We start from the raw sequence: 18,123 nt of genomic DNA, 5'->3' as shown, positions 1-18,123 counted from the left end.
CCCATCCCCCTGTTTGTCATGTACTTTCTCTCAATGTTTTCGGAAGGTAAATTGTAAAAATCGCTCCCCCATTTTTCTCGTTTTGAATTTCAATTGTTCCCTCTAGTAGATCTACCATTTCTTTTACGTTTGCTAGTCCGTAACCACGATCAGTTCCTTTCGTTGAAAATCCTTTTTGAAAAATGGTCGTAATTTTTTCTACCGGTATTCCTATCCCACTATCTATCACTTCAAATACAATATCGTGTCCTATATCCGTAACGAAGAAGGAAACTCTCTTCTCCTCTTGCCCACTCACCGCATCAAATGCATTATCAATTATGTTTCCAAGAATCGTAATAAGATGCGACACCTTTATATGGTCTGGTAACGGATGAAGCGCGCTATCTCCTTCAATATGAAAATCAATTTTCTTTTCAGATGCTGTTCCGATTTTACCTAATAAAATAGCTTGTACTTTCGCATCATGAATTTGATGGAATAAAATATGGTTTGGCTTTGATGAATGTTAGATTCTTGTTGGATAAATTCAATCGCTTCCTTGTAATGTCCTAACTGAAGTAATCCTGATAAGACGAAAAGTTTATTTGTAAATTCATGCGTTTGAGCACGTAAGTCCTCTGAATACTTTCTTACCTCAGATATCGTATTCACTAAGTTTTGCAGTTCTGTTTTATCTCTAAAACTACATACAACGCCTACCGTACTATTATTTTCGAGTATCGGTGTCATGTTTAAAATAAACACTTTATCTTGAAACGCGATTTCTTGATCGTTTTCTAGCGCTCTTTCCATATTAAATTCCGGTAAAACCTTTGAAATGTGCTGCTGTATATAATCATCATTTACATGAAGCATTTCTTCTGCCGACGTGTTCATCATCGTAATAAAACCGTTTTGATCAATAGCTATAATTCCTTCTTTTATAGATAGTAGTATCGCACTTCGTTCCCGGTATAACGCTGCGATTTCATTCGGCTCTAAACCGAGTGTATCTTTCCTGATGCTACGCGCTAAAAGAATGCCACCAACAATGCCGACTAATAATACTGCTAATGAAAAGAGCATAATTTCTTTCGTTCTGCTTAATATGTTAGATTCGATACCTTTTATTAAAAACTCTACTGTCACAACGCCTACTACTTGATCGTAGTCTCCGTTATGAACAATAATAGGTGCCTTCGCCATTAAAGCTGGACCACTTGTACCATTTCCTTCGAGTGTATAATAACCACCAAAAGTAAGTGCCTCATAGTTATACGGGTTGTTACTCTTTGTACCAATCAACTCCGAATTAGAATGTGAATACATAACCCCATAGCGATCTTCTACAATGACGTAATCTGCACCAGCTTGCTCACGAACTTGTTCCGCAATGGATTGAATGGTACTTTTATGCTCGTTATATTGAAAAGCCTCTTTTATCGCTGGCATAAAAGAAAGAGATTTAGCCGTTTGCAGTGCTAACTGTTCCACTTGGTGCTTCGTATCAACGGACTGAATGTAAACAAATATTCCCGCTAACAGGAGAACGACAAATAAAATTAACGTAATAATTAAGCTTACTATTTTCGTTTGCAATGACACTTTGCGTGATTTTTTCATGCTTCATATCCTTTGATAAAATATTCAAAACTATCAATCTCCTTTTTCTATTATTATGACAAAACTGAAAATGAAGCAACTATAAAAACTCTCCATGTACATAAAGTACAAAAAGAATAAAATTGTCATAATATTGAGATTTTATTTAAAGGACAGTACAATTCAACTACAATGAACACGCTTTCATAATTATCATTTTATTTATAAGCAAGAGGAGGAATTAGTATGGCTCAAGTAAAATCTAATCGAGTCGCCGGCAATATTTTCAAAGGTTCTGTCGGTAATTTAATTGAATGGTACGACTGGTACGTTTACTCTGCTTTCGCTGTTTATTTTTCAGCAGAGTTCTTTCCTAAAGGCGATCCAACGAGTCAGTTACTGAACACAGCAGCTATTTTCGCAGTTGGATTTTTAATGCGCCCTATCGGAAGTTTATTAATGGGACGCTATGCGGATCGGCACGGACGCCGGGCAGCATTAACGCTTTCCATTACAGTTATGGCCGGTGGTTCTTTAATTATTGCCTGTACACCGAGTTACGAAAGTATCGGTATTATGGCCCCTATTATTTTAGTTCTTGCTCGTTTACTTCAAGGATTATCACTTGGCGGAGAGTACGGAACTTCCGCAACGTATTTATCTGAAATGGCTAGTAGTGGACGCCGTGGTTTTTATTCAAGCTTCCAATATGTAACGCTCGTTGCGGGACAGATGGTTGCGTTAGGCGTTCAAATTGTTCTTCAGCAATTACTAAGCGAACCAGATATGAAAGCTTGGGGATGGCGTATTCCATTCATTATTGGAGCGATGGGCGCAGTAGCTGTATTATGGCTTCGCCGTACGATGGATGAATCGGAGCAGTTTTCAAACATAAAATCACAAAAACGCGAAAGCGCAGGAACCGTTCGCGCGCTTATGAAACACCCGAAAGCAGTATTAACAGTAGTCGGCCTAACACTAGGAGGCACTGTTGCATTTTATACGTACACAACATATTTACAAAAGTTCATGGTAAACACAGTCGGCCTTCCGAAAGAAGTTGTAAGCTGGATTAACTTTGTCGCACTACTTATATTCGTCGTACTTCAACCAATTGCGGGGCTACTATCCGATAAAATTGGACGCCGCCCATTATTAATGGCATTCGGTATTCTCGGAACATTACTAACAGCACCGATCTTCTTCTTCATGGAAAAAACGACAGAACCAATCGTAGCATTTTTACTCATGATGGTCGGTCTCATTATCGTTACTGGTTACACTTCCATTAACGCAATTGTAAAAGCAGAACTCTTCCCAACTGAAATTCGCGCACTTGGCGTAGGTTTACCATATGCACTAACAGTTGCGATATTCGGCGGAACAGCTGAGTTCATCGCATTATGGCTAAAAAGTATCGGAATGGAATCACTATTCTACTTCTACGTAGCTGGATGTATCGCGATCAGCTTTATTACGTATTGGCGTATGGATGAGTCATCGAAGACTTCGCAGATTGAGGCAGAGCTTGGTGGTGGGGATACACTAGTTAATAATAAGTCTAGTTAAAATTATGTATTCTATGTTTTTCGTTAATCTGAACTCGATGAATCTCTTTCTTGGCAGGGTAAAGATGTTGTTGGTGCTTTAGAGGTAAGATTAGGATTTACCATTGATGTAAAGGTAACTGTGAATGGAGCGCCACAATACAAAGTACATAACAGCAAGGATAAAAGATACTATGTATCAGCAATTGAAGCCTATTTGTATGTAAAGTAAGAGGTACAAAAGGGCATCCACTTAAATGATACTTTTTAATTTAAATCAACAAAAGAGACCGCAAATGTTAGGTCTCTTTTGTTGATCATTCTCCATATGTAACTTTCTCTTCACTTACTCCAAGCTAGATAACATGGTTCATTGAAATATTCAACCTTAAAGAAGGCTTGTTCTTCAAAAAATTCATTTCTTGCCCTCAGAATCTAGCAAAGTAGCTATTCAATAAATTTTTTCTCTGAATCCAAAAATTTATAAAACCTATTTAACAAATCTTCCTTCGTAGTTGGGGTATCTTGGGGCATATAAGTAATAAAACTTGTCATATCTTCAGGATAATCATGTCTATCATAAAACTCTGCAATTCTATTTAATAGTTCATCCTCATCAGTAATCTTTTCTTTTAACTTAGATAAGTAAACGAATCTGAGTTTACTTATCTCATTCTGTAATTCTTCACTATTTTCTTCTAGATTAGGAAAGTGGAAATCTTTAATTTCAAACAAAATTTTATCTAAATCACTAGAATCTATTCCCCAAGCTAGTTCATTAACAAAAGCTTCATCATCACCGGCTTCCATTAGTTCCACCGCATAATCAGAAATGACATTCGGTTCGAAATATTTTTTATTTACACCGGTATAAATAGTTTTCCAATCATACTTAAGACCTTTGTTCTTAAAATCTATTAAATCCATATAATTCTCCTTTTACTTTTTTGGAACTTGATTTGGTTTCCCTGTAACAGTACCATTTTCAATAAATCTTCTATGACTTACATTTCCATTTGGTTCAACAATCCACTCAAAGACGCCTTTTTTACCACCATTGCTCCCTTCGATTTGGAAGAATCTTCTACTAATGCGATCTCCTCCCACTAATGGAAATTCATCAGCAAATCTTGAGTAATTATCAACAATATCAGAAAAGCCATGTTCCTTAGGGACATGAGGAAACTCTTTTACTATGATAGGCTTTCCTTTTTCATCTCTTCCCCAAATAGGTTTTACTTTATCAATCTTTTCTCCACTTCCAACTCGCTTTCCATCAATAACAGGTCCCTCTAATTCCTCAATTACTTTTGGATTATCTCCGCTGGTTTTATTACTGGTATTATCCATCCCTTTAGTAGCATTTTCCTCTTTATTAAGTTTACCATTCTCTTTAACTTTATTAATACGCTCACCAGAAGATGGAGAAGACTCGAATTTTTGAAGAGTATCCTTAGCATTTTGAATCGATTTATCCCAAACCAATCCACCATGTACAACAACACCAACACCAGCCACTGTAGCAACTGCATCTAATGGAAGAACAATTGGTGATGCTAACCCACCACTTCCTACTTCTGCGACGAATGTTAAGAAATTAGCCCCACCTATGACTGAAATACCTTCAAAAATTTCTACAATAGATCCTGCCGTTGATATAACATGTCCAGTAAATCTTCCAGCTTGATAAGTTGCTTTGCTTTCTAATTTATCATTATCAAGTGGTGTTAGTCCAATATAGTCTTCAGCTACTGCACTGCCAGCGCCTTGTATAAACTCCAAAGCACCTTCATAAATATCTTCGACACCATGTTTAAACGTATCTAGTAAAGATTCATCTTTTTTCTCACTATTTAACGGACCACACATTGTTCCTTCTTCAATTGAACTACCATTTAAATGATTATCGGCCTGACGCTTCCTATCTTCATTAATCGCCTGAATAGAAGTTGTCCATTCCATATTCAACCCTTGCGTACTAAATGTACCACTTGCAGGACTAAAGCCTTTTCCACTTTGAACTTCCGCAAGACCTGCAGCAATACTAGCTGCTAATTGAAGTGCTGTACTATAATTATTACTAGAGGTCTGATTGAATTGATACAAATGATCCAGCTTTTCTTGCAGTTTTTTCCTCATCACAGTAAAAAGATTCACCATAGCGTCCATACCTGGGATTGGCATAGCTTGACTGATGGCTTCCATACTTGCTTTCATTCGGTCAATTTCTCGAATTTGTTCTAATATTTCTTGTTCAATTACATCTGTGGAAGCGACTTGTGATTGAAATTGACTTGGAAAAGCATCGTTCTGGCGAATTAACTCTTCACACAGATAAATGATTCCTTGCGCTAAAGGACGAAAGGTTTGTACAAAAAATGATTTTGCACTGCTATAAGTTTGTCCTTGTAGAACAGTATCAATTGCAAAGGCATCAATTGACTGAATGACTTGTTCCATACCTTGAATAGTAGCGTTACATACAGCATTCATACTTTGAGTTTGGCCTTGTACTTCTCCTAAATACATATTTAAGCTCATGCATTGACCTCCCTCGCTAATTGTTGTTGTTGATAGGAAAGGTCGTTTTCTAAATCACTAAGGTTTCGTCTTTCTTTAAGCAACGTTTCTTTTTGGTTTTCTAATTCAAATGTGACTTTTCGTTCAATATGTTGTGCCTCTTGATATGTATTCATAAAAAATTGAGACATTTCTCTATCACCATGCCAAGTTCCTAAAATTCGATCAAACAAACGATGGTTTCGACCTCTCCATTCATAAAAATCTGCTTCCGCTTGCTCCTGAATGTGAATCACGGATTGATTTCGGTCTTGTTCTTCAAATACACTTCTTAACTTTTGATTTACTTGATTGATTTGTTTTTCAATATCTTGACTCATTATATTCCTCCTACTATTTTACCTTTACGTAGGTTTTCACATTAGCGAAAAGTGTTGTGAAGTTCGTTATCCATTCTCTCAAACTCTTGGGCTACTGAATGAATATTATCGACCGCTTGTTGAAAGGCAGTGGAAAATTGTTTCGTAAAATCTAACATTTGTTGATTCGCTTCTTGTGCTTTGGAATTAACAGATAGTGTTGTACGCGTCGCCTTTGTTATAGAACGATTTGTTGCACTTTGGATTATATTCGAAGCTGTTCTCATCTGCGTAGCAATTTGTTGTGCCGTTTGAAAATTACTTTGAAATTGTCCCATCACTCAAATCCTTTCTCTAATTTTCAGAAGATGCCAAAGAAATCCCAATAAATATATGAAAATTCCCTATTAATATCACTCTTTTTAAACGTGTGTCCAGCTAAGTTGGGCATGCAATCAAATGAGCCATACACTATAAGCTGTATGGCTCATTTGAAATGCCTGTTATATAGAGTATGACAATTTTTATTTCAAACCGAAATTACGTGATAATTCTTCATCATGAGAAGCAACAGCTTCTGCAGTTTTATTAAGCTGCATATTGATTTCTTGTAATAGCTGTGCGAAGTTTTGTACTTTTGGCTTTAATTGATTGAACTGTTGATCAAAACCTTCGAAAGCACGACCTTCCCATTCTCCTCTTAATTCATTTTGTAAATTTTGTAGTTGACTTAAAATGTCCTCAATTTGATTTGCACCTTGTCCATATTGAGCTGCTTTCGATTTAAGCTCCTCTGGTGACATACGAATTTGTCCAGCCATTTTCATTTCCCCTTTAATACATAATGAGCAAAATATAAATTGGTTAATTTTACTAAATATATTATAATGTATTATTTTGAACTTTAAAACATTTTATCTTTCTATTGAATATTAGAATATTAATATTCAATTTTTTCTTACTTTACAAGATTTTATGCAAAAAAGACCACCAAAAGGCAGTCCCTCAAAACTCAATCCCATCCCGCGCTCCACTACTTTCTCATACAAATAATTCGCAACGATAGTATCTACTACAGCCAAACCAACTGATTTGAAAATAGTAATCTCTTCATCATTTTCGTGACCAGCTTTTCCCCCTTATAATTTAACCAATTTCGGCGTGGAGATTGCTAGTTTTATCAAAATTTGAAGATTACCTGTTTCTAGATCCTATTCAATTAAGCAATCCTACAAATGCCTCTTCTTCCTCATCTATAAAACCTACAAATATAATTCCTTCAATATCCTCATGATTAAATACAAATGTATAATCAGGATTCATGTATCCTTCTGGATAAAAACAGCCAATATAGTCATACATCACAAGTTCTTTAACCCTAAGTTTTTGTTTTCTTCCATCGTTATTTATGTGAATTCAGCTCATTTTTTTGTTTTGGGTGAAAAAATTTTTTAACTTGATAGCAGTGTGGTGCTGCCCCTATTAGGCAAATTCGACAAAGAAAAAACACCCAAAGGTGCCTTTTTCCGACTTGAACCATCTTAATTTTATTGTGTTGTTATTATATAAGAAAAGAAGACATCGCTTAAGATGTCTTCTTTTACTTGTACACTTGGTGTTAAGAAGGTATTTATTGCTTAAAAACCATAAAAAAATATAACAATCATCGAGTAAACCTATTATAGCATCAATAAATAGAGTTTTTATATGCATCTTTACATATATATAGATTTATTTATGTTTTATCTATATAGTTAAATTGTCTGTTTCTTGTTTTAATTCGTTTTTTTATTTTGAGTGCTCCAGCAATGGAGCCTTTTTTTATGCAATAAAACATTTTCTTAGCATTACTTAGTTGATCTATATTAACTTTCCCCTCTTAAATTATATCTATATTTTACCAAATAATTATATAGATAACCAGTTTTTTCTAATAATCTAGTGAATTGATAATTTTAATGTTAGTTGTTAATACCCATAGAAAAATTCATCATGCAATGAAAATTGAGAAATCAAGAATTATAAAAAACTTATAGTATCTTTTGGAAAAGTATATTTAAAATTTGTATATTAATATGTTATAATTTAATTTCTAAAACTACCAAAAAAGGACTGCCAGTAATGGTGGTCCTTTTTTATATTGGTGAGATTGTACTAGGTTGAGCAAAAAAATGGAACTGAAAAAGTTATTTCTAATGAGGATAGCCTTCTTATGATGAGGTTTCATTCAGTGGCTCTGCAAGCAAACATAAAAGAAGGAAAAAATTACGATTTTACTTTACGTGGATATAGAGTACCTATACTTTCATGGTTTCCAAATTTAGATGGTGCCGAACCACAAAATTAGCACTATTCTTTAATAAAAAATCCTACTCATTTTTTAATGAGTAGGATTTTTTATTAAAGAGCTATTTCGTATTAATTTGTGCCATCATTTAATATGCTATTTTTAAATGATTTCCAAATTTGATAACTAATTATCTAAATTTCTAAACTCTATACAGCACTATCAATTAAACAATTATTAGATATATCTTCTATCTAAAACATCGTATTATCATTAGCTGCTTCACTTGGAATCTCTTGAATTACATCCCAGTGTTCGACAATCTTTCCATCCTTGATACGAAATATATCCACTATAGCAACTCCCTTATCTTGAGAATTAGTACGAGAGTGTACATGAAGAGCAACTGTATCCCCTTCAGCTACTACACGTTTAATCTCTGCAGAGGAATTAGGATTTTTAACAAAATCCTCCTTAAAGAAATCCATGAAGGCTTTTCGTCCATCAGCAACAAAAGGATTATGTTGCTTATAATCTTCGCTAACATATTTAGGGATAATATCGATATTATGTTTGTTAAAAACTTCATTATAGAAATCAACTACCATCTTTTTATTCTTTTCATTTTCTTTTACTTCTTTTGATACAGAAACGACATTTTCGCTCTTAATTGAGTTCCCTTTGTTATTACCAGTGGAAGCTTGATATACCAAAGTCGAAACTACTCCTAAAATAAATACAGAAATAATTGTTATGATTAAACTTTTCTCTAATTTCATATATACCTACCTCTTCTACTTAAATAAGTTTTCTTCTATAAAAAGTTTGAAGAAGGAGAAACCTTCCCCAAAATGTAATGTCAGAGGTAATGTTAGGAATTTCATTTATCCTAACCTCCCCCTATACAAGGCATATTAGAAACGATTCATTCTAACTTAATACCTCATTAACAGTTGCACTGTCCACAATTTGAATAAACTTCTTAACCTTATCGTTCTCATCAAACTTATAAAGGTGACAAAAATCTGCTACAAATGACTTCCCTGTAGCTTTATATGTTCCACTATATTTTCCATACACGATAACAGTATTGTTATTAAAAGTATAAATTTCATCTTTAGCGCTATAGTCATCCCATTCTGTGCCAAGACGTTCATGTACGTTTTTCACTACTTCATCTGGACCTATATAAGTACCTGCATATGGAAACCCAGCAGCTTCTGTCCAAGATACATTTTCACTTAAATACGTTTTGAACGCATCCAATTTCCCTTCGCCAGTTAACACATACGTTTCATGTAATAGCTTTTGATATTTATTCATATCATTAACCCCAAGGCATTTCTTTTGTTACAACTTTTGCACTTAATTCTAATACACCTTTATTTGCATAGCCTGGATATGCTGCTTCAAGTTTTGCCACAAAATCTTTTGAAGTTCCACTTTCCTCAGAAGCTTGAACCGCAGTTCTTAGATAATCCATTGTCGCAGTAAGTGCTTGATTATTTAGGGATTTTTCAATTGATCCATGGCTAGGTACAATTATGTCAGCATGTAATGCTTGTAATACTTTCAAGTTCTCAATCCACGCCTCCATAGTCGCTTTTGAGCTAGTATCCGCTAAAAATACATGTATTTCGTTAAAGACATCAATACCACCAATTAATACTTTTAGTTCTTTATTAAATAGGCTAGTTCTGTAATGATCTAAGCCTACTAGTTCAAATGTTAACCCCTGAAAATCAATCGCTTTTTCTTTAAACACTTGAGGTAATACCACGTTACTTGGTGCATTTTCTCCAAGGGCGTCTTTCCAAACTTTTAATTTCCCTAAGACAGAATGAACGATATGTTCAACAGTAGACTCTGTTGCATACGCTATAGCTTCTGGGTAAACGGCTTTAATGCTCTCTAATCCAAAGTAGTAGTCTGGATCCCCATGAATAATAAAGATTTTATCTAAAGATAAGTCATTTTTTTTCAGATACTCAACAATTTCTTTCGAATCAGATTGAGTAAATTTTGAGTTTATTAAAAATGCATGTCCTGCTTTCTCAACTAATGTTGCTGTGACCATAAAGCTTTTTTCGTCCGAACTAAACACCGTTAATTTCACATCTTTTTGATTTGTATCGATTGTTGTAAACATAGTATGTTATTCTCCTTTTGTTAAAGTTATGAACTAATTATCATATTTTTATCTTGTTCCGATAAAGTGAAACTTTAATCAGTGGGGGTTTTGTTCATCCCCCACTGATTATTAGCCCACACCAATCGGACTTTTACGGACAGTTGATCCCCCACCTAACTTCTTTGCTTCCACTGAATTTTGAGGTGGGGGTCTTACTGCCCGTTAAAGCGGGATAAAATCTCCCACTCCCATTTATCTGAAAGTGTAATAGTACTGGCGAATATTCCGGAGATAAATGTCAGGTGGCTTAAGATAACATGTTTGCTACTATATCCTAAATTTTCTTAATATAAATTTTTAAAACGCGCTTCAATTTTATCCGGCGTCATTACGCCACCACCAATAGGAATAATTTGATTATCCTTTTGTAAAAGTAATGAAGGATAGCTATTAACACCAAGCTGTCGAACTTTATTGAAATCATTTTGGACATCTATTATTGTTTCTTGAGCGTTTAAACGTTCTAATACTTGTTCAGGGTCCAAACCATGCTCGATTGCAATTTTGCGATATGTTTCAGGATCACTCAGACTTTGGCCCTCATAATAAAACGCTTTTTGCATAGCCGAAGTGAATTCTAATAAACGGTCTGGCGCTAATGAGCGTAAAGCTGAAAAACCAATTGCAGCATCTTTCGAATTCATTTTAAAAATCCCTTCCTCCACCAATTTTTGATAGGAAGGACCAAATTCAGCACCTGTAAGTTGATTAATTCTTTTATTTCCTTCTTCTATATATGAGAAGTTTTTCATTGGTAAATTATCTAAAAATAACCCTCCACATAAAACTGTTAATGGCACTTCAGTGTGGTTTTTGTAAAATCCTTTAATACTTTCTGAAAAACCATAGCACCATCCACAATATGCATCCCATACGTAAATAAGGTTATCTTGTTTCGTCTCCATTTAAATCCCCTACCTTTTTTTATTATCCAGCTCAACTAAATTTTTGGTTTATATAAGTACATCTTTTTATACCTTGTTCTTTTTTAGATACCTTACTATATTTCCCCAAAACTAATATTTCCAAAGAAAGATCCACCAAGGTTTTTAACAAAAGATAACGTTGCACCTTATTGCCCCGTAACAGAAAATACTAAAGCTTAGAATATGCATCGATTTGAATGTGTTAGTAACTTTCTACACCGGGTGGCAACGTATGGACCACCATCCTTAATTAAATATATAAATCATATTTTTAGCAGATATTAGTTGTAACTAAATTGATTACATCTTTATGTAATTATTTTAGTTACAACTAATATAGAAGTCAATTCTTTTTTCCGAAAACATTAAATTTCTACATTATAACGAAATTCTGTGTTAACTTGTAAAAAAAAAAGAGGAGCCATCTCCTCTTCATAAATAAACACTATTTAATTTGTTCCTTATACTCATGGTTAACAACTACATACCACTTTCCTGTATCAAATTTTTCTTTATTAATCACGTAAACTTTATTTTGTCTCTTTACCTCCCCTGGTTTTAATTCCTTAGTAATAGTAGAGGTCTCACCTTTTTCAACCGCATAACTACTAGCTGCTAACACATCACTTTGATAAGCATTATCATTTTCATCCACTAAATCCACTGATGGTAAAACGGCTAATTTCATCGGTTCGTTTGTGATATTTTTCCCTTCTGCTTCTACAACAATAAAGACATGTCCATCTTCAGGTTTTTGGAATCCTATACTCTCTTTACCAACCTTATCTCTTTCTACAACTCTTTTTACAGTTACATCAAATTTAGGTGTATGAAAATCCTTGTTTACAGCATACTCTTTTTCTTTTATTTTTGATTTCTCTTTTGTTTGTTCTGTATTTTTCTGCTTTGTATTCTCTTTCGTTTTCGCCTCATCAGTTGTTTGCACTTTCTTTTCTTCTTGTTTAGAATTGGTTTCTTTAGATTCTGAAGAAGTTTTGTCGGATGTATTGCCGCAACCAGATAAATTGAATACTAAAGCGCCACCTAAAATACATGTAGTAAATTTTTTCAACATCTCTTTTTATCCCCCAATAACACGATATGTAAATTTCTTACTTATCATAGCAAAAAATATGATCTTAAATTGTTGTATCTTGTCGAATGATTAAGAATAATCAAGTTACTCCACGTCCTCTTTTATTATAAAGGTAAATATAACGTCTATAAAACCTGCTATAATAGGTTTTTACACCCTTAGCATACAATTTTTCACTTTCGGTAATGTGCCCCCTATTTGAAAGGTAATTGAAATATTAAGACCAACTGATAGAGGTGTTTATGTGGAATTATTTGAGTATTATAAAAAAAAGGGGAAGTTGAAGTGTTTAATTGGAACTGGGCTTTTTCTTTATGGATTAATTGGTATGTATAATACTTGGGGTAATATTAATTGGGGACCAGTAATCTTAATTATTATAGCTTCTCTTGTATTTTTTAGTATTGGATTTTGGCAATTAAGAAAAGGAAATTTACTAGAAAAAAATATAATTAAAAATGATTTAACATTTTGGGATATTGATACTTATGTTTTGTTAGAATTACCCGGCAATAATAAACATTTAGGTTTATATACTCCTGATGGAAGATATGTAGCAGGAACAAAGATGATTTCTTCAACATTACCTATTTTAAAAAATAAAGAAGTTTTTGGATTGGAAGCAAGTGATGGAGAAATCCTTGCATATTTTCAAAGTGAAGTTGAAAATTATGATTGGGCTATTTATGATTCGAATTATAATTGTGTAGGTATGTTTAAAGAAAATATGATACAAGGATTTGGAATGGTACGTGGTTCTTTGATGAATGAAAAAGAGATAAAAATTTCTGAGATAGAAGTGGAATTTGATTTTTTCGAAACGTCTTTTCGTACAATGGATGATCGTATATTAATAAACTGCAAGAGGGGATATATGCCTTTAGAATGGAGTGAAAGATTTGGCTTAAATGTACCGATTATTAAATTAGGTAATAATATTTCTAATGCTGAAAAAATATTTGGTTTAGGTATTCTTCTTTATATTTTAGAAACAATTAAAGTAAGAAAAAGTAGGATTTTTAATGATTAGAATTAAATATTTATATTATGAAATTTATTGAATCTTTTATTAGGGATTACATCGCTGAAAGTAAAATATTGTATACTTCGGAATTACTTTACGTTCACTTCTTGAAATTGATGAGCATTTGTTATGCCAGAACCAACTGGAAATGGAAACGGCAAGCGAGTATACTCCGCTTGCCGTTTTTTCATAGCTTCGTATGTATTTGAATTCCTTTCGCTTTCTCTTCTTCACCCTTCACACGTACAATTAAATCATATGATCCGGATTTTGGCGCTTCAAAAGAAAGCAAACCTTCTTTTTGAGAAGTGACTTCTTCTTCATAAATGACCTTATCGTCTTTTGTGACTTGCAATAAAATCGTACCTTCTTCAACTGCTGCCTCATAAGGAATTTCCAGATTTCCTTTTTCAGCTTTAAGCGTTTGTACATCGTAATACCCCTGCAAAGAACCAATTGTTAAAGTCGTTTCGCCATTTTTTTGAACCTTTGTGACTTTTGTTGCTGTATTACATGCGCTTAACAATACAACAAGAGTGAAAATGAGAAATGAACGAAGCAATTTCATAGAGAGTCCCCCTTCCATTAAATATATTAAGGATAAAATATACAATCTAACATATCATTACAATTATAGTTGAAAAATAAGGAAAATTATATAACAGGAAATGCAACTATAAACAATCACTGACCATTAGTCTACAACCATTCCCACACCCCAACACAAAACAAAAAAGCACCAGGTCCCCCTAGTGCTCTCCCTCTAAAACAAATGACAAGCCACTTCATGCCCTTTCGCAATCTCAACCATCTTCGGTACTTCCTGTGCGCATTTTTCAGTGGCGAATTTGCAGCGCGTTCTAAATTTGCAGCCGGATGGTGAGTTTAGTGGGCTTGGTACTTCTCCCTCTAGGATGATCCGTTCTTTTCCTATGTTTGTTGGATCTGGTTCTGGCATGGATGAGAGTAGTGCTTGTGTGTATGGATGTGCCGGTTTTGTGTATAGGTCTTCGCTGTCGGCAATTTCTACTATGTTTCCTAAGTACATGACTCCGATTCGGTCTGATATGTGCCTTACCATAGATAGGTCATGTGCGATGAATAAGTATGTGACTCCTGTTTCTTCTTGGATGTCTTGCAGCATGTTTACGACTTGTGCTTGGACTGAGACATCGAGTGCTGAGATTGGTTCGTCACATAGGATAAAGTCTGGTTTTACAGATAGTGCGCGCGCGATACTAATGCGCTGGCGCTGGCCCCCGCTAAATTCGTGCGGGTAGCGATATAAGTGTTCTTCTTTTAATCCTACCTTTTTCAGAAGGTCTAAAATGATTTCTTTTTGTTCTTCTTTTTCGTAAGAACCGTGAATGTTCATCGGTTCGCTAATAATTTGGAATACATTCATTGCCGGGTTTAATGATGCGTATGGATCTTGGAAAATGATTTGCATTCTTTTTCGATATTCTTTTAGTTCACTTTCCTTTAAACTTGCGATATCTTTTCCGTCGAATAAAACGTTACCTGAAGTGACGTCGTGTAAACGAATGATGCTTCTTCCTGTCGTTGATTTCCCGCAGCCAGATTCTCCTACTAACCCGAATGTTTCACCTTTTTTAATTGTAAAGCTTAAGTCATCGACTGCTTTTAATTGCTCTGTTTTTCTGCCAAATAGTCCTTTTTTAATAGGAAAATACTTTTTTAAGTTCCGAACTTCAATTAAGTTTTCTTCATGCATGTGAATCACCTACTGTCTTATCGTTTAACCAGCACATGGAACGTCTTTCGTTTCCGACTTCAAAATATGGCGGACGTTCTTTTTCACAAATGTCCATCGCATGCGGGCAACGCTCTGCGAATGGGCAACCTTGTGGCGGGTTTAATAAGTTTGGTGTTACACCTTGAATAGGAGCGAGTCTTTCTTTTACGCCGTTCGCTATTTTTGGCAGAGAGTTTAATAGCCCTTTCGTATATGGATGATTCGGCGATTGGAAAATATCAAGTACAGGTCCTTCTTCCATAATAAGCCCGCCGTACATAACGATGACGCGCGTACAGTTTTGCGCGACAATTCCTAAGTCGTGCGTAATAAGAAGTAACGCCATATTCGTTTCGTTCTTTAAGTTTTTCATTAAATCTAGTATTTGCGCCTGTATCGTTACATCAAGTGCCGTCGTCGGTTCGTCAGCAATAAGAAGGTCCGGATTACAAGACATCGCCATTGCGATCATAACCCTCTGCTTCATACCACCGCTTAGTTCATGCGGATATTGTTTTACCCTTTCTTCTGGTGACGAAAGGCCAACTTGTTTTAACAAGTTGATCGCGATCTGCTCTGCTTCTTTCTTTTTCACTTTTTGATGACGTATAATTACTTCCGTCATTTGTTTCCCAATTTTCACGACCGGATTTAGCGCTGACATTGGGTCTTGAGAGATAAGTGAAATTTGATTTCCTCTAATAGAACGCAATTCTTTTTCAGATTTAGAAAGTATGTTTTCATTATGAAAAAGGATTTCCCCTTCTTTCACTTTTCCTGGTGACGTAACGAGAGACATAACAGACTTCGCCATTACACTCTTCCCGCTTCCAGATTCCCCAACGATACCGACTACTTCTCCTTTATTTAAGCGAAATGTAACACCGCGAACCGCTTCAACTTCGCCACTTTCTATGAAAAAAGAAGTTTTTAAATTTTTCACTTCTAGTAGTTTTTCAGACACGCTTCTCACTCCTTTCACTTAACACTTTAGTTTTCATGTCCGGCTCCTTTTGGTGCGAAAGCTTTCTTCAATGCTTCACCAATTACGTTAAAACTCAGTACCGTTAAAAGGATAAGGAATCCTGGGAAGAGCGTTAAATACCAAGCTTCACCAATATATCCTTGCGCATTGTTTAGCATGCTGCCCCAAGAAGAATCTGGTTCTCTAATACCTAAACCTAAGAAACTAAGTGATGATTCCATTAAAATCGATGTCGCAATCGTTAATGTCGCGGCGATAATAATGGTTGATAAAATGTTAGGAATGATATGTCTTACAATAATCATAAGTGATTTTTGTCCTGATACTTTTGCGTATAAAACGTACTCACGCTCTTTTACAGATAACGTTTCTGCCCTTACGATACGGGCGGTGTCCATCCATGTTAGTAATCCGATAATAAGAACTAACGTCGTAATTCCTGGTTTTAAATACGCATTTAATAGTAGCATTAAAAAGAATGATGGAATTGACATAAGCACTTCAACAACTCGCATTAAAAAGTTGTCTAACTTTCCGCCAAAATACCCGCTAATTGTTCCAACTGCAGTACCGATTGTAATAGAAACAACCATCGCAAGGAAACCGACCGCAAGTGAAACTCGTCCGCCATATAACGCTCTCGTTAAGTAATCCCTTCCGTAATCATCCGTTCCGAAAGGATGACTCATACTCGTTTCTTGTAAGCGATCTGGAATCGACATTTTGCTAGAATCGTACGGCGATACGAATGCGAAAATTGATGCGACCGTTAAAATCGCAAGTATAATAACTCCCATTGCAACAAACTTATTTTTCGTAAAACTATGTTTTATCGTTTGAAATCTCCTACTATTCATTCCAAATCACCCCCTCATTCGAATGCGCGGATCTACTACGCCATATAAAATATCAGCAATTAAGTTACCGAGAATTAACATGAATGATGATAGTAATGTAATTGCCATGATAATCGGATAATCAAATCTAAAAATAGCATTTACCCCAAGTGAACCAAGACCCGGCCATGAAAATACTGTTTCCGTAATGAACGCTCCGCCTACTAAACTTGGAATCGATAATCCGAAAATTGTAATGATTGGTATTAATACATTTCGAAGTACGTGATTAAATAACACTGTTTTCTTTGAAGCACCATACGCATATTGAATTTGTACATATTCTTCTTCTAATTGCTGAATCGTACTTGAACGAATATATCTCATATAAACAGATACGTTTTGGAACGCTAACACCATGCAAGGTAAAATACCGTGTTGCACAATATCCCAGACAGAATCTTTACCTACGGTGCGCATACCCATACTCGGAAGTAGGTTCAATTTTAAAGAGAATAAGTAGACTAATAGTAGTGCAAACCAGAAAACCGGCATAGAAATACCAACGTATGAAATAAAGTTTACAATGCGGTCAAAGAATGAATTCTTTTTCACACCTGTAAATAGTCCAAGCGGTATTGCGATTACGAATGAGACGAGTAAAGATGATCCCATTAATCCAATTGTTGCAGGTAATCTTTCTGTGATAAGTTCCAAAACAGGACGATGATTTTGAAGTGAGTAACCAAAGTTTCCTGTTAAAATGTTTTTTAACCATAAAAAATACTGCACGTAAATTGGTTGATCTAGTCCTAAACTTTTGCGAATACGCTCCACATCAATTGGACTCATATTTGGCGTTACAAAGTTTCGAACTGGATCCCCCGGTGCTAGTTTTATTAATAGAAAAGAAATAATAGAAATAACAAATAAAAGCGGAATTGCATTTAAAAGCCTCTTCGCAATTACTTTATACACAAACTTCCCCCCTCAAGCTAAAGAAGCTGATTTC

The 18,123-nt window shown here is 35.0% G+C and carries 18 protein-coding genes and 4 pseudogenes; 4 read left to right on the top strand and 18 right to left on the bottom strand.

What is annotated here, in order from left to right; genetic code table 11:
• Nucleotides 1–16: 16 nt before the first annotated feature.
• Nucleotides 17–1,605: pseudogene (locus V7S45_RS04755) on the bottom strand (sensor histidine kinase).
• Between the two features lie 225 nt (nt 1,606–1,830).
• Between V7S45_RS04755 and V7S45_RS04750 the strand changes: the two are divergent.
• Entirely contained in the window at nt 1,831–3,153 is a 1,323-nt protein-coding gene (locus tag V7S45_RS04750) for an MFS transporter (RefSeq protein WP_000079868.1), read from the top strand.
• Between the two features lie 39 nt (nt 3,154–3,192).
• Nucleotides 3,193–3,363: pseudogene (locus V7S45_RS04745) on the top strand (N-acetylmuramoyl-L-alanine amidase); the annotation flags it as partial.
• Between the two features lie 215 nt (nt 3,364–3,578).
• Here the strand turns inward: V7S45_RS04745 and V7S45_RS04740 are convergent.
• The 7 genes and pseudogenes from V7S45_RS04740 to V7S45_RS04710 form a co-directional block, all read right to left on the bottom strand.
• Nucleotides 3,579–4,058: a DUF2247 family protein gene (locus tag V7S45_RS04740; RefSeq protein WP_000364132.1), complete on the bottom strand. Its 480-nt coding sequence runs from the start codon at nt 4,056–4,058 to the stop codon at nt 3,579–3,581.
• Nucleotides 4,059–4,070: 12 nt separating this feature from the next.
• Nucleotides 4,071–5,672, bottom strand: a complete 1,602-nt coding sequence (locus V7S45_RS04735; protein WP_089607249.1) for a T7SS effector LXG polymorphic toxin — start codon at nt 5,670–5,672, stop codon at nt 4,071–4,073.
• Nucleotides 5,669–6,031, bottom strand: a complete 363-nt coding sequence (locus V7S45_RS04730; protein ID WP_025687775.1) for a DUF3958 family protein — start codon at nt 6,029–6,031, stop codon at nt 5,669–5,671. The genes V7S45_RS04735 and V7S45_RS04730 overlap by 4 nt, the downstream gene beginning before the upstream one ends.
• Before the next feature lie 41 nt (nt 6,032–6,072).
• Entirely contained in the window at nt 6,073–6,348 is a 276-nt protein-coding gene (locus V7S45_RS04725; protein ID WP_000529655.1) for a TIGR04197 family type VII secretion effector, read from the bottom strand.
• 186 nt (nt 6,349–6,534) lie between these two features.
• The gene (locus V7S45_RS04720; protein ID WP_000918587.1) at nt 6,535–6,831 is read right to left on the bottom strand and encodes a WXG100 family type VII secretion target; all 297 of its coding nucleotides are present in this window, start codon (nt 6,829–6,831) and stop codon (nt 6,535–6,537) included.
• Between the two features lie 126 nt (nt 6,832–6,957).
• Nucleotides 6,958–7,137, bottom strand: a pseudogene (locus V7S45_RS04715) (hypothetical protein); the annotation flags it as partial.
• 88 nt (nt 7,138–7,225) lie between these two features.
• Nucleotides 7,226–7,408 (bottom strand): annotated as a pseudogene (locus V7S45_RS04710) (DUF4176 domain-containing protein); the annotation flags it as partial.
• Between the two features lie 814 nt (nt 7,409–8,222).
• On the opposite strand from V7S45_RS04710, the gene V7S45_RS04705 reads away from it, so the two are divergent.
• Nucleotides 8,223–8,357, top strand: a complete 135-nt coding sequence (locus V7S45_RS04705; RefSeq protein ID WP_256943490.1) for a hypothetical protein — start codon at nt 8,223–8,225, stop codon at nt 8,355–8,357.
• Between the two features lie 194 nt (nt 8,358–8,551).
• Here the strand turns inward: V7S45_RS04705 and V7S45_RS04700 are convergent, their stop codons facing one another.
• From V7S45_RS04700 to V7S45_RS04680, 5 genes are all read right to left on the bottom strand, one after another.
• Nucleotides 8,552–9,076, bottom strand: coding sequence for an ester cyclase (locus V7S45_RS04700; RefSeq protein WP_088346754.1), 525 nt, complete (start codon nt 9,074–9,076; stop codon nt 8,552–8,554).
• Between the two features lie 151 nt (nt 9,077–9,227).
• Nucleotides 9,228–9,620: a nuclear transport factor 2 family protein gene (locus V7S45_RS04695; protein WP_001046367.1), complete on the bottom strand. Its 393-nt coding sequence runs from the start codon at nt 9,618–9,620 to the stop codon at nt 9,228–9,230.
• A 4-nt stretch (nt 9,621–9,624) separates the two neighbouring features.
• Nucleotides 9,625–10,446, bottom strand: coding sequence for a cytoplasmic protein (locus tag V7S45_RS04690; protein WP_088346752.1), 822 nt, complete (start codon nt 10,444–10,446; stop codon nt 9,625–9,627).
• A 326-nt stretch (nt 10,447–10,772) separates the two neighbouring features.
• A complete protein-coding gene (locus tag V7S45_RS04685) occupies nt 10,773–11,393 on the bottom strand; it encodes a DsbA family protein (protein ID WP_342761678.1) in 621 nt (206 codons plus the stop codon).
• A gap of 466 nt (nt 11,394–11,859) precedes the next feature.
• Nucleotides 11,860–12,489 (bottom strand): hypothetical protein, encoded by a 630-nt coding sequence (locus V7S45_RS04680; protein ID WP_000913402.1) that lies wholly within the window; start codon nt 12,487–12,489, stop codon nt 11,860–11,862.
• 265 nt (nt 12,490–12,754) lie between these two features.
• On the opposite strand from V7S45_RS04680, the gene V7S45_RS04675 reads away from it, so the two are divergent.
• The gene (locus V7S45_RS04675; RefSeq protein ID WP_048519086.1) at nt 12,755–13,540 is read left to right on the top strand and encodes a hypothetical protein; all 786 of its coding nucleotides are present in this window, start codon (nt 12,755–12,757) and stop codon (nt 13,538–13,540) included.
• Nucleotides 13,541–13,721: 181 nt separating this feature from the next.
• Here V7S45_RS04675 and V7S45_RS04670 read toward each other — a convergent pair whose 3' ends face one another.
• From V7S45_RS04670 to V7S45_RS04650, 5 genes are all read right to left on the bottom strand, one after another.
• Nucleotides 13,722–14,102 (bottom strand): hypothetical protein, encoded by a 381-nt coding sequence (locus V7S45_RS04670; protein ID WP_088346748.1) that lies wholly within the window; start codon nt 14,100–14,102, stop codon nt 13,722–13,724.
• Nucleotides 14,103–14,297: 195 nt separating this feature from the next.
• On the bottom strand, nt 14,298–15,269 hold the full coding sequence (locus tag V7S45_RS04665; RefSeq protein ID WP_000544129.1) for an ABC transporter ATP-binding protein: 972 nt from the start codon (nt 15,267–15,269) through the stop codon (nt 14,298–14,300).
• Nucleotides 15,262–16,254: an ABC transporter ATP-binding protein gene (locus tag V7S45_RS04660; protein ID WP_088346746.1), complete on the bottom strand. Its 993-nt coding sequence runs from the start codon at nt 16,252–16,254 to the stop codon at nt 15,262–15,264. Before V7S45_RS04660 ends, V7S45_RS04665 begins: the two co-directional genes overlap by 8 nt.
• Before the next feature lie 26 nt (nt 16,255–16,280).
• The gene (locus V7S45_RS04655) at nt 16,281–17,132 is read right to left on the bottom strand and encodes an ABC transporter permease (protein WP_342761677.1); all 852 of its coding nucleotides are present in this window, start codon (nt 17,130–17,132) and stop codon (nt 16,281–16,283) included.
• A 6-nt stretch (nt 17,133–17,138) separates the two neighbouring features.
• A complete protein-coding gene (locus V7S45_RS04650) occupies nt 17,139–18,089 on the bottom strand; it encodes an ABC transporter permease (RefSeq protein WP_000278778.1) in 951 nt (316 codons plus the stop codon).
• Nucleotides 18,090–18,123 lie beyond the last annotated feature (34 nt).

This window comes from Bacillus sp. BR3(2024) (assembly GCF_039134555.1).
GTDB classification, from domain to species: domain Bacteria; phylum Bacillota; class Bacilli; order Bacillales; family Bacillaceae_G; genus Bacillus_A; species Bacillus_A cereus.
Note: the sequence above shows the minus strand (reverse complement) of the source record. Positions and strands in the feature narration are given on the sequence as shown.

What these genes read in the sequence shown, in the direction of transcription:
- V7S45_RS04680 (WP_000913402.1), bottom strand. Translation starts at nt 12,489, where the DNA reads ATGTTGAAAAAATTTACTACATGTATTTTAGGTGGCGCTTTAGTATTC.
- V7S45_RS04730 (WP_025687775.1), bottom strand. Translation starts at nt 6,031, where the DNA reads ATGAGTCAAGATATTGAAAAACAAATCAATCAAGTAAATCAAAAGTTA.
- V7S45_RS04695 (WP_001046367.1), bottom strand. Translation starts at nt 9,620, where the DNA reads ATGAATAAATATCAAAAGCTATTACATGAAACGTATGTGTTAACTGGC.
- V7S45_RS04740 (WP_000364132.1), bottom strand. Translation starts at nt 4,058, where the DNA reads ATGGATTTAATAGATTTTAAGAACAAAGGTCTTAAGTATGATTGGAAA.
- V7S45_RS04750 (WP_000079868.1), top strand. Translation starts at nt 1,831, where the DNA reads ATGGCTCAAGTAAAATCTAATCGAGTCGCCGGCAATATTTTCAAAGGT.
- V7S45_RS04655 (WP_342761677.1), bottom strand. Translation starts at nt 17,132, where the DNA reads ATGAATAGTAGGAGATTTCAAACGATAAAACATAGTTTTACGAAAAAT.
- V7S45_RS04735 (WP_089607249.1), bottom strand. Translation starts at nt 5,672, where the DNA reads ATGAGCTTAAATATGTATTTAGGAGAAGTACAAGGCCAAACTCAAAGT.
- V7S45_RS04705 (WP_256943490.1), top strand. Translation starts at nt 8,223, where the DNA reads ATGATGAGGTTTCATTCAGTGGCTCTGCAAGCAAACATAAAAGAAGGA.
- V7S45_RS04720 (WP_000918587.1), bottom strand. Translation starts at nt 6,831, where the DNA reads ATGGCTGGACAAATTCGTATGTCACCAGAGGAGCTTAAATCGAAAGCA.
- V7S45_RS04665 (WP_000544129.1), bottom strand. Translation starts at nt 15,269, where the DNA reads ATGCATGAAGAAAACTTAATTGAAGTTCGGAACTTAAAAAAGTATTTT.
- V7S45_RS04700 (WP_088346754.1), bottom strand. Translation starts at nt 9,076, where the DNA reads ATGAAATTAGAGAAAAGTTTAATCATAACAATTATTTCTGTATTTATT.
- V7S45_RS04690 (WP_088346752.1), bottom strand. Translation starts at nt 10,446, where the DNA reads ATGTTTACAACAATCGATACAAATCAAAAAGATGTGAAATTAACGGTG.
- V7S45_RS04685 (WP_342761678.1), bottom strand. Translation starts at nt 11,393, where the DNA reads ATGGAGACGAAACAAGATAACCTTATTTACGTATGGGATGCATATTGT.
- V7S45_RS04670 (WP_088346748.1), bottom strand. Translation starts at nt 14,102, where the DNA reads ATGAAATTGCTTCGTTCATTTCTCATTTTCACTCTTGTTGTATTGTTA.
- V7S45_RS04725 (WP_000529655.1), bottom strand. Translation starts at nt 6,348, where the DNA reads ATGGGACAATTTCAAAGTAATTTTCAAACGGCACAACAAATTGCTACG.